Source organism: Pseudonocardia sp., from assembly GCF_029263155.1.
Lineage (GTDB): Bacteria > Actinomycetota > Actinomycetes > Mycobacteriales > Pseudonocardiaceae > Pseudonocardia.
Genome location: NZ_JAJCYB010000040.1, coordinates 45,777 through 55,931, shown reverse-complemented (window position 1 = coordinate 55,931; position 10,155 = coordinate 45,777). Strand labels below are relative to the sequence as shown.

Sequence of the window (10,155 nt, the reverse complement as noted above, 5' to 3'; positions counted from 1 at the left end):
GAGCGCCCGCAGCGCAGCGAGGACGAACGACGTTGACACCGACCAGCGGCGGAAGACGATCTACCCGGGAGGGAGGCAGAACACCCGTCGCTCAACAGGAACGACCTTCATCCGCAGCTTGACATCCATAGGAGCATCCCGACCGCCGTCCCCACCGCCGGATCCCGGATGAGGTCACCCATGATCACCGCACAGGCGGAGCCGGCGGCGCGCGCCGCACCGTCCGGCCGGACCGCGGGCGGCCCGGACACGGCCGAGCTGCCGGTCGTCCCGCGGCGGCGTCGCCGGCACCTCCCGTCGACGGCGCGCACCCGCATCATCGGGTGGGTGCTGCTGCTCGTGCTGGCTGCACTGGGCGTGGTCACGTTCGTCACGTGGCGGCTGCTGCTCCAGAACACCGACGACCGGATGGAGCGCGCGCTGCGCAGCGAGATCGTCGACTTCGGCGAGATCACCCAGGACGGCATCAGCCCCCGCACGGGCGTCGGGTTCGCGTCCATGGCCGAGCTGATCGGCGAGGCCATCGCCTACAACCCGGCGCGACCCAACGAGAAGTTCCTCGGCTACGTCGACGGGACGTTCTCCAGCCAGAGCCGCCAGGTCGGCGGCGGATCGACGGTGTTGGAGGACGATCCCGCGTTCACCGCACTCGTCGCCACCGTGACCGAGCCCGTCAGCGACTCCTACGCCAGCGCCGAGGGCGAGGTGCTCTACCTCGCCGTGCCCGTGACGCTGGCCGGCCGTCCCGACCAGGGCGTCATCGTCGCGGCCTACCTCGCCGACGCCGAGCGCGAGGCCGCCCACGACACGGCGCGGGTCATGCTCGCCATCGGCGCCCTCACGTCCCTGGCCGCGGCGGGCGGCGCCTGGCTGGTGGCCGGGCGGATCCTGCGCCCGCTGCGCGACGTCGCCGCGACCGCCCGCTCCATCACCGAGACCGACCTGTCCCGCCGCATCCCGCTGGAGCCCGGCCCGGCCGATGAGCGCGACGAGCTGCGCGACCTCGTCCGCACCGTCAACGCCATGCTCGACCGCGTCGAGAACGGGGTGGCCGCGCAGCGTCGGTTCGTCGACGACGCGGGCCACGAGCTCCGCACGCCCATCACGATCGTCCGCGGGCACCTGGAGGTGCTCGACGCCACCGACCCGGCCGACGTGCGCACCACCGTCGAGCTGGTCGACGACGAGCTGGGGCGGATGAACCGGATGGTGGCGGACTTGCTGTTGCTGGCCCGCTCGGAGCAGCCCACGTTCCTGCACCCCGAGCTCACCGACGTCGGCGAGCTCACCGAGGACGTGTTCGGCAAGGTCGTCCGCCTCGGGGAGCGGGAGTGGGTGCTCGAGACCGCCGCGCGCGTCGACGCGGAGGTCGATCCGCAGCGCATCACGCAGGCGATCATCGCGCTGGCCGACAACGCGGTGCGCCACACCCGGCCCGGCGACCGGATCGCGATCGGCTCGCAGTTCGCCGGCGGCACGCTGCGGTTCTGGGTGTCCGACACCGGGCCGGGCATCGGCGAGGCCGACCGCACCCGCATCTTCGAACGCTTCGCCCGCGGCACGTCCACCGGCCCTCGCTCCGAGGGCGCGGGGCTCGGGCTCGCGATCATCCGGGCCATCGCGGTCGCGCACGGCGGCCAGGTCCTGCTCGACAGCGTGCCCGGGCGCGGCGCCACGTTCACCGTCGTCGTCCCGGCGGTCCTTCCCGAGGAGAACCTCTCATGAGCCGAGTGCTGATCGCCGAGGACGAGCCGCGGATCTCCGCCTTCGTCGAGAAGGGGCTGACGGCCAACGGGTTCACCGTCACGGTGGTCACCGACGGGCTGTCGGCGTTCGACTACGCGGTCACCGGCGGCTTCGACCTGCTCGTGCTCGACATCGGACTGCCCGGCATGGACGGCTTCGAGGTGCTGCGCAAGCTGCGGGCCGACAGGTGCCCGATCCCGGTGATCGTGCTGACGGCCCGCGACAGCGTGCAGGACACCGTCGCCGGGCTGGAGGGCGGCGCCGACGACTACATGCCCAAGCCCTTCCGGTTCGAGGAACTCCTCGCGCGGGTCCGGCTCCGCCTGGCCACCGACCGCTCCGCCGAGCTGACGGTGCTCGCCCACGGCGGCCTGCAGCTGGATCTGCGCACCCGGCGCGCGCACGTGCAGGGCCGCACGGTCGACCTGTCGGCGCGCGAGTTCGCGCTGGCCGAGACGTTCCTGCGGCACCCGGGCCAGGTCCTGTCCCGCGAGCAGCTGCTCTCGCACGTGTGGGGCTACGACTTCGACCCGGGCTCGAACGTCGTCGACGTCTACGTGCGCTACCTGCGGCGCAAGCTGGGTGCCGAGCGGATCGTCACCGTGCGCGGCATGGGGTACCGCCTCGACGAGCTGGACTGAGGCGCCGGGACGGCTCAGCCGCAGACCGTCCGGAGCAGGCCGCCGCAGGACACGCCCAGCGGCTCGGTCAGGCCCCCGAGCAGCGAGGGACGGTCGCGCGGGTCGCCGTCGGAGGCGTCGCGGCTGCTCGCGGGACCGTCCGCGACCTCTCGTTCGTCGGTGCCGCGCCGGACGGGCGGGTCGTCGGCCAGGGTCGGGGCGGGTGCGACGGACGGCGGGCCGGCGGCAGCGGGTTCGGCCGCCGAGGGTTCCCGCACCGTGGGCTCCTCCACCTCGGGTCGCTCGGCTGCCGGTCGCTCGGCTGCCGGTTGCCGGGCCGCCGGTTGCTCGACCGTCGGTTGCCGGGCCGATCGCTGGGCCGCCGGTAGTTCGGCGGGAGCCGGGGCGGATCGCTCCGCGGGCGCGGACCGGCGCACCCGCTCGACCGGATCGACGGCCGGGGGCGCGATCTGCGGGGCGGTCACCGGTTCGGGGACGGTCCGGGGCGCCGGGGGCGTGCGGGGCGTGGCCGGCGCGTCCGCGGCCGCGACGTCCGGCACGAGCCCGGGCCGCGGCTCGATCCGTGCCGCCGCGAGGTCCTCGCCGGCGAACGCGGGCTCGGACAGCCGCACCACGGTGGTACCGCTCGCGACGAGCGCCGCACCCGCCGCGGCCGCGAGCATCGTCCGGACGATCGATCGCACGAGCAGACCCCCAACTCTCGCCACACCCCGTGAGGCCGTCCTGAGGTTCCCCCGGTTCTCCGGAGTCTTTGAAGACTGGTCTGATCTTGAGGACCAGGAAGGAAGGCTCTGTTGCCAGCACCGAAGAAGTACCCCGATGAGCTGCGCGAGCGCGCGGTGCGGCTGTATCGGGAGTCGTCCCCGCGGCCGACGTTCCGGCGGTTGGGCGAGCAGCTCAACGTGCATCCCGAGGCCCTGCGGAACTGGGTCCGCCAGGCCGAGGCCGACGCCGGTGAGCGCGACGATCGCCCTACCACTGACATGCTCGCCGAGAACCGGCGGCTGGCGCGGGAGAACGCCGAGCTGCGGCGGGTCAACGAGGTCCTGCGCGCGGCGAGCGCGTATTTCGCCAGCGAGATCGGCCCGACCCGGAGGTGGTCATGAGCTTCATCGAGACGATGCAGGCCCGTGGCTTCCCGGCCGGTCTCGTACTGCGGGTCCTGAACATCGCCGAGTCGACCTACTACGACTGGCGGGCCCGCCAGGCCGCGCCGAGCCGCCGCGAGCTCGACGACGCCGCGCTGCTCGAGCAGATCTGCAAGGTGCGCAGCGTCAACGAGTACGCCGCCAGCTACGGCTCGCCGCGGGTCTGGCTGGAGCTGCGCCGCCAGGGCGTGCGCGTCGGGCGCAAGCGGGTGGAGCGGATCATGCGTGAGCACGGACTGCAGGGCGCGCACCTGCGGCGCGGCTGGCGCCACGGCTCGACCCGGCAGAACCCGAACCACACCGCCGCGCCGGACCTGGTCGACCGCGACTTCCGGGCCGCCACCCCGAACCGGTTGTGGGTGGCCGACCTGACGCGGCTGGTCACCGGCGAGGGCGTGCTGTGGTTGGCATCCGTGCGCGACGCGTTCGCCAACCGGATCGTCGGCTGGGCCACCGACCCGCGCGCGACGACCGCGCTGGTGCTCACCGCGCTCAACCACGCGCTGCGCTCGCGCGACGTGCGGCCCGGGCAGCTGATCTTCCACAGCGACAAGGGTGCGCAGGGCAGTACACCGCGCTGCGGTTCACCGGGCGCCTCGTCGACGCCGGGGTCGCGCCGTCGACGGGCAGCACCGGGGACAGCTTCGACAACGCCCTGGCTGAGAACCTGTGGTCCACGATCAAGACCGAGCTCGTGTACTGGCCGGGGACCACGTTCGCCACCCGCGCCGAGGCCGAGCACGCCCTGGTCCGCTACATCGACGGCTGGTCACGATATGCAGGTGATCTTCAGGCCTGCCGCGGAGTCGGGTGAGAGAGGCAGGCCCTCGCCGATGGGAGGCCTGCAGTGTCGTTCGTTCCTTGCTTGCTGGATGGACGTCCGGACCCGGGACGTGGTCCGGTCCGGCTCGGGCATCCGCTGATCGATGCCTATCTCGAGCTGGTCGCGGCGCGGGCCCGGCCGAACACGCTGATCGCGACCGCTTATGACCTGAAGGTGTTCTTCACCGTGGTGCGCCGCGAGCCGGCAGCGGTGACCACGGCCGACGTGCTGGCCTTCATCAAGGCCCAGCGCGCCCCGCGGCGCGGGCCGCGGGTCGTGCGGCTGGAGGACGGCGAGGCCGGGCTGTCCGCGCGGACGATCAAGCGGCGGCTGGCCAGCGTGTCCGGGTTGTTCGACTACCTGGTGGTCCGCGGGGACACCGCGATGACCGCCAACCCGGTGCCCCGCGGTCTCGCGGCGCGCCGGCCGGGACAGCGCCGGGTGCGCGCAGTGCCGCTGATCCGCACGGCGCGAACGCTGCCGCGGGTGCTCGAGCCGACCGAGGTGGACGCCTTCCTGGCCGCGCTGCGGACCCGCCGCGACCGGGCGATGGTCGAGGCGATGCTGCTGGGCGGGCTGCGCCGCTGCGAAGTCCTCGGGCTGCGCCTGGCCGACGTGCGGCCCGGCGAGCGGCGACTGTTCATCGCCGAGGGCAAGGGCGGCCACCAGCGGATCGTGCCGGTCTCAGCGCGATTCTTCACCACCCTGGCCGACTACCTGCACCAGGAACGCCCGACCGATGCGGTCGACGACCACCTGTTCGTGGCGCTCAAAGGCCCGCGGCGGGGACAACCGCTGTCCGCGGCCGGGCTGGACGAGATCGTGCGCGGCGCACGGCGGCGGGCCGGGATCGCCCAGCTGACCTGCCACCAACTGCGGCACACCTGCCTGACCCGGCTGCGCGAGGCCGGGATGGCGCTGGAGGCGCTGCAGGCTCAGGCCGGGCACCGCTCCATCGAGTCGACCCGGATCTATCTGCACCTGGCCAACGACTGGCTCGCCGACGAGTACCGCCGAGCCGCCGAGGCGATCGACGCTCAGACCGTCGCTGCGCCCACCGCCGCGGAGGTGGACTGATGCCGGCCGCCGCCCCGCTGACCGCGGCCGACGAGGACCTCGTCGCGAGGTTCCGCACCGAGCTGATCGCCGGCGGCGGTCGGGCGTGGCGCTCCACCTGCCAGGCCGCGGCGACGTTCTGCCGGCGCATCGCCCGCAGCGGCGGCTGGCAGCGGATGGACCTGGCCGACCAGCTGGCCGCGGCGAAGGCGGCGCACGCCGCGCCGTTCGTGTCCTGGCTGATCGTCACCGGCCGGCTGCCCGTCAGCGCGGCGTTCGTGACCGGCTGCGGGCTGCAGCTCGGGCACGCCGCGGCCCGCTACCAGCCGGCGGCCCGGCTGCGGTTCGAGCAGGCCGCCGAACGGCTCGACACCACGCACGCCGACACGCTCCTGCAGTGGCACGCGCTGGTCATGCTCACCGCCGCGGTCGGGCGCATCGTCACCGAGGTCAACACCGAGACCTTCCAGACCGGCCGGGACCTGCTCCTGGGCGGCTACCGAACTCGGGACCGACCCGCCTCTGGACGCGCGCTGGCCGCGGTACTGCACCGACTGCAGGCCACCCTGTTCCACGACAAGCAGGTCGACACCATCGCCCGCCCCGCGCCGACACCGATCCGGGTCGCCGGCTGGGCCGGCGTCGCGACGTCCTACCAAGACGCGGCGCAGCGCTACGTCGAGCAGGTGGCGCTGAGCCTGCGCCCGTCCACGGTCACCGCGATCGAACGCGACCTGCGGTTCTTCGGCCGCTGGCTGGCCGACCACCACCCCGACATCGTGACCCTGGCCCAGCTGACCCGCTGTCACCTCGAGGACTACAAGTCTCACCTGGCCACCGCTCCCAGCCACAGCGGGGCACCGCTCAAGCGGGTCAGCATCAAGAACATTCTGATCAACCTGCGCTGCTTCTTCACCCGCATCACCGAGTGGGGCTACCCCGACATCCCCGTCCGGCCGCTGCTGTTCGACGCCGACCTGCCGATCATCGACAAACCCCTGCCCCGGTTCCTCGACGACGCCGCCGCGACCAAGCTGCTACGCGCCGCTCGCACCGAGCCCGACCCGTTCACCCGGCTGGTCGTCGAGCTGCTGGCCCGCACCGGGATGCGCAAGGGCGAGCTGCTCGCCCTCACCGTCGACGCCGTCGTGCAGATCGGCTCGGCGTTCTGGCTACGCATCCCGATCGGCAAGCTGCACAACGACCGCTACATCCCGCTGCACCCCGAGCTCAAGACCCTGCTCGACGACTGGATCACCCACCACCGGCCCGCGGACCTGCGCTCGAACCTGCTGCTGGTCCACCGCGGCCGTCCCGTCCGCGCCGGCCGCGTCGACCGCGCCCTGGCCCGCCTCGCCAACACCGCCGGCATCGGCCACGTCACTGCTCACCAGCTACGGCACACCCTGGCCACCCAGGCGATCAACCGCGGCATGAGCCTGGACGCCATCGCCGCCCTACTCGGCCACAAGACCCTGGCCATGACCATGATCTACGCCCGGATCGCCGACCGCACCGTGGCCGAGGAGTACTTCGCCGTCACCGAGAAGGTCGAGGCCCTCTACGACCAACCCACCCAGCTCCCCGCCGACGACGAGGGACACGAGATGCGCCGCCTACGCGCCGAGATGCACCGCCGCATGCTCGGCAACGGCTACTGCGCCCGACCCGTCGACATGGACTGCCACTTCGAGTCGATCTGCGAATCCTGCACCTTCTTCGTCACCACCATCGAGTTCCGCCCGACGCTGCAGGCACAGCGCGACGACGCCCACGGCAAGGGCCAGATCGGGCGCCAGAAGGTCTTCGACGGCCTACTCCAACGACTGGACCAGACCGGGGCTTGACACGATCACCTGCATAAGTTCAACACGAGCCGGCTGCACTCCATGATCGGCAACCTCCCGCCGGTCGAGTACGAACAGAACTACTACGCTCACCAACCAGCCCGAGACAACGCGATCTCGGGAGAACCCAGCCTCCACTGAAGCCGGGGCGCTTCACAGTGCCTGGAGGTCCACGACGCAGTTGCTGGCCAAGAATACGTTGGTTGCTGAGCTGGACGACGTCGACAAGTCAGCCCTCGCGCTCGACGAACTGCGCCGCAGTGGAGATCCGGATGCTGTTCTGCTCGCTGGCCAGCAGATGTGGGAGGCGGGCCCGCTGGAGGCGCTGCAACGCGCCCTCGGGAGCGTCGGCGAGAACTCGTGGACCCGTACACCGGCGCGGGCGAACCTGTCCCTCATCCAGAGGGGCGGTGATCTCCTGGACGAGCGCGACGCCGATAGGCTCGCCCTCCGCATACTGGACATGGTCGCCAATCCCGAACCGTTTACTCGCCGCGTAAACCCCACGTTCGCCGTCCGGCACTACGCTGGCCGGGCACTCGTCGCGCTGCTGCCGGCCGCGAGTGGCCCGGTGCTGGACGCGGTCGCCGACCTGATCTCCTCCCAAGCACCAGTGGAGGAGACCGAGCCCGTGACCTGGGTCCGGCTGGCCGCCGGTCTCCCGCACGATCGTCTGTCCTCGCCCGCGGCCGAGAGACTCGCCGCTGCAGGTACGGCGTGCGGTCCTGGGGATCTGGCGGTCGTTCTGTTGGAGACCGCGCGTTCATCCCCGCTTGCTATGGACGAGATGAATCGGCGGGCGGCGACCGCGTCGCGGCCCGGACCATGAACGACCCGGTCCGGCTGCCTGCTGAGGTCGTCCGCTCGTGGGTGGAGGAGGATGCACAACTCATCCGCACCGAGATGGCCGAGGCCGAGCAGGGGTCCTACACCGACCGGCCGAACGCGGTCGAGTCCCTGGTGTGGTTGGGCGCGGCCCTTCCTGATCTCGTCGACTGGGAGCCGCTCCTGGATCTCCTGGCTCACCCACTGGTCCGTAGCCGCACCAAGCGGCGGCTGTGCTTCCGGCTCGCTCGCGCGGCTTCCGGCCTACCGAGCGCGGTGACCGAGCGACTTCGGGAACTCGTACCCTCGATCGTAGGATCTCCCGCGGACAGGCATCTGGTGGACACGATGGGTGGTGCCATTGCCCACCTTGCCATCACCCTCAATGTTGACGGGCTCTTTGACACCCAGAGCGAGTTGCTTGTTCTACTCGGGGCCGAAACGCAGTCACGCGTCGACGCCGCGATCATGATCGGTCTGCACCCGGCCGCCGCGCCGCTCGTACCTGTGCTGCTAGCGCTAGTTCATGATGATCGGCAGGAGATTCGCGCAGCTTCCGCAACAGGACTGGCGCATCACCTGATCCGTACGCCGGACAGCCCGCACCCGGCCGCGTTTCCCGCCCTGACTGCCGCAGTCGCGTCCGGTGGTGGACAACCCGCACTCGACGTGGTCAGTACCTTCGCAGGGTCGGCGCATGTGCCAGCGAGCTGCGGCGACCTCTTGGGCAGCCTCTCGGAGCATCCGTCAGCCCGCGTCCGCAACATTGTTGTGGGTCTGGTTGATGGAGAGGACGTAGCGAACCCACCTGACAGCAGCGCGCGATAGGCAACGGCGTGGAGTCCACCGGATTGTGTGCAGCCAGTCCGGGGCCCGCCTGCCTACCGGGGTGGGTCGCAGTCCAGTCCGGGAACCGCCGGGGGACCAGCGGTCGTCCGCAAGCTGGGTCCCGCACGGACCGGCGAGTACCGCGTGGGAGTCAAGCCCGAGCGAGCCCGGCACAGATTCTGAACCAGATCTGTGTGGCGTTGTGCGACGATGTCGGGCGTGCTGGACGGCCTGTGGTGGCGCGATGAGGATGCGGAGTACATCGGCCGCCGCAGTGATCGCTACCCCGGCGCGACGAACATCGAACCGGACTGGACGGTGGAGGCTGCCGTGGACCCGCGGGGAATCGTGCACGATCCCGACCCGAAGAGCAGGACGGGTGCGGTCCGGATCATCGGCTTCTCGCCGAGCGCGGGTTTCGTGATCACGGTCATCGCGACGGGCGGGACGCATGCCGGAGTGACGGCGTGGAAGAGCAGCGGCGCGGATCTACGGGACTACGAGGGGCAGGGATGACGGTGGGTGATCGCGACGAGACATTGAGGCGGCCGGCGCGGCACGATGACGCTGACGTCGCTGCCGAGGTGCGTGCCATCCGTGAGGAGTACGCGGACGAGGAGGCAGAGGCTGCCGAGGTGGAAGCGGCGGAGAACGCGGCGGCGCTGGAGGTGGCGTTGTCGTTGCGCATCGATCGGGGGCTCGATGGGGCGCTGAAGCGGCGGGCGGCCCAGGAGCAGATCTCCCCGTCGGCGCTGGTCCGTCGTCTGCTGCGGGATGCGCTGCGTGGTGGGAACGAGCCCGTCCTCACGGCGCGGCAGGTCGAGGAGATCGCCCGACGGGTGATGCGCGAGTCGGCCTGAGTTCTGTCGGACGAGCCTGCCCAGGCACGCGGCGCCACGGTCGCGCTTGGGACCCATCTGGGACCACACGCACCGACCATCCACTCGCCGACCTGCACGTCTTGGTCACCGATGCCCGTCCTGTACCGCGTCTGACGTGCAGGAACGTGCGCAGCGGTGTGCTGGGGGTCAAGGGGTCGCAGGTTCAAATCCTGTCGTCCCGACGGTCGAAACGGGCGGTTCCTCTCGACGGGAACCGCCCGTTTCGTGTTCCTGACCTGCATGAACGTGTCGTGGTGACGGTGCGGGTCGCGGACCGGCCGCCGGCTGTCCGATCAGCGGTCAGCTCCCGCGTCCGGGGGGGGTGAGTGACCAGCTGGGTGGCTATCTCCTGTGGAGTGC

Annotated in this window: 11 protein-coding genes; 10 read left to right on the top strand and 1 reads right to left on the bottom strand. The window is 71.4% G+C overall.

From position 1 onward, the window contains the following. The first annotated feature begins 180 nt into the window (after positions 1–180). Both Q1K26_RS07110 and Q1K26_RS07105 read left to right on the top strand, forming a co-directional pair. Entirely contained in the window at positions 181–1,725 is a 1,545-nt protein-coding gene (locus Q1K26_RS07110; RefSeq protein WP_300008676.1) for an ATP-binding protein, read from the top strand. Continuing rightward, positions 1,722–2,387, top strand: coding sequence for a response regulator transcription factor (locus Q1K26_RS07105; protein WP_300008675.1), 666 nt, complete (start codon positions 1,722–1,724; stop codon positions 2,385–2,387). The genes Q1K26_RS07110 and Q1K26_RS07105 overlap by 4 nt, the downstream gene beginning before the upstream one ends. A gap of 14 nt (positions 2,388–2,401) precedes the next feature. On the opposite strand, the gene Q1K26_RS07100 is transcribed toward Q1K26_RS07105, so the two are convergent. Then, entirely contained in the window at positions 2,402–3,070 is a 669-nt protein-coding gene (locus Q1K26_RS07100) for a hypothetical protein (protein WP_300008673.1), read from the bottom strand. A 111-nt stretch (positions 3,071–3,181) separates the two neighbouring features. Here Q1K26_RS07100 and Q1K26_RS07095 point away from each other — a divergent pair, with 111 nt between their 5' ends. The 8 genes from Q1K26_RS07095 to Q1K26_RS07060 all read left to right on the top strand — a co-directional run bounded on the left by Q1K26_RS07095 (position 3,182) and on the right by Q1K26_RS07060 (position 9,774). Continuing rightward, positions 3,182–3,493: a transposase gene (locus tag Q1K26_RS07095; protein WP_300008672.1), complete on the top strand. Its 312-nt coding sequence runs from the start codon at positions 3,182–3,184 to the stop codon at positions 3,491–3,493. Then, complete coding sequence (locus tag Q1K26_RS07090) at positions 3,490–4,458, top strand: IS3 family transposase (protein ID WP_300008670.1); 969 nt, start codon at positions 3,490–3,492, stop codon at positions 4,456–4,458. The genes Q1K26_RS07095 and Q1K26_RS07090 overlap by 4 nt, the downstream gene beginning before the upstream one ends. Continuing rightward, a complete protein-coding gene (locus tag Q1K26_RS07085; RefSeq protein WP_300008668.1) occupies positions 4,401–5,435 on the top strand; it encodes a tyrosine-type recombinase/integrase in 1,035 nt (344 codons plus the stop codon). Before Q1K26_RS07090 ends, Q1K26_RS07085 begins: the two co-directional genes overlap by 58 nt. After that, complete coding sequence (locus tag Q1K26_RS07080; RefSeq protein WP_300008667.1) at positions 5,435–7,261, top strand: tyrosine-type recombinase/integrase; 1,827 nt, start codon at positions 5,435–5,437, stop codon at positions 7,259–7,261. The genes Q1K26_RS07085 and Q1K26_RS07080 overlap by 1 nt, the downstream gene beginning before the upstream one ends. 181 nt (positions 7,262–7,442) lie before the next feature. Beyond that, a complete protein-coding gene (locus Q1K26_RS07075) occupies positions 7,443–8,090 on the top strand; it encodes a hypothetical protein (RefSeq protein WP_300008665.1) in 648 nt (215 codons plus the stop codon). After that, a complete protein-coding gene (locus Q1K26_RS07070) occupies positions 8,087–8,914 on the top strand; it encodes a hypothetical protein (protein WP_300008663.1) in 828 nt (275 codons plus the stop codon). The genes Q1K26_RS07075 and Q1K26_RS07070 overlap by 4 nt, the downstream gene beginning before the upstream one ends. A gap of 219 nt (positions 8,915–9,133) precedes the next feature. Beyond that, positions 9,134–9,430 carry a hypothetical protein gene (locus tag Q1K26_RS07065; RefSeq protein WP_300008660.1) on the top strand — a complete coding sequence of 99 codons (297 nt, stop codon included), beginning with the start codon at positions 9,134–9,136 and terminating at the stop codon, positions 9,428–9,430. Beyond that, positions 9,427–9,774, top strand: a complete 348-nt coding sequence (locus Q1K26_RS07060; RefSeq protein WP_300008659.1) for a hypothetical protein — start codon at positions 9,427–9,429, stop codon at positions 9,772–9,774. The genes Q1K26_RS07065 and Q1K26_RS07060 overlap by 4 nt, the downstream gene beginning before the upstream one ends. Positions 9,775–10,155 lie beyond the last annotated feature (381 nt).

Coding starts and splice junctions, on each gene's coding strand:
- Q1K26_RS07105 (WP_300008675.1), top strand. CDS start 1,722: ATGAGCCGAGTGCTGATCGCCGAGGACGAGCCGCGGATCTCCGCCTTC.
- Q1K26_RS07070 (WP_300008663.1), top strand. CDS start 8,087: ATGAACGACCCGGTCCGGCTGCCTGCTGAGGTCGTCCGCTCGTGGGTG.
- Q1K26_RS07060 (WP_300008659.1), top strand. CDS start 9,427: ATGACGGTGGGTGATCGCGACGAGACATTGAGGCGGCCGGCGCGGCAC.
- Q1K26_RS07090 (WP_300008670.1), top strand. CDS start 3,490: ATGAGCTTCATCGAGACGATGCAGGCCCGTGGCTTCCCGGCCGGTCTC.
- Q1K26_RS07080 (WP_300008667.1), top strand. CDS start 5,435: ATGCCGGCCGCCGCCCCGCTGACCGCGGCCGACGAGGACCTCGTCGCG.
- Q1K26_RS07110 (WP_300008676.1), top strand. CDS start 181: ATGATCACCGCACAGGCGGAGCCGGCGGCGCGCGCCGCACCGTCCGGC.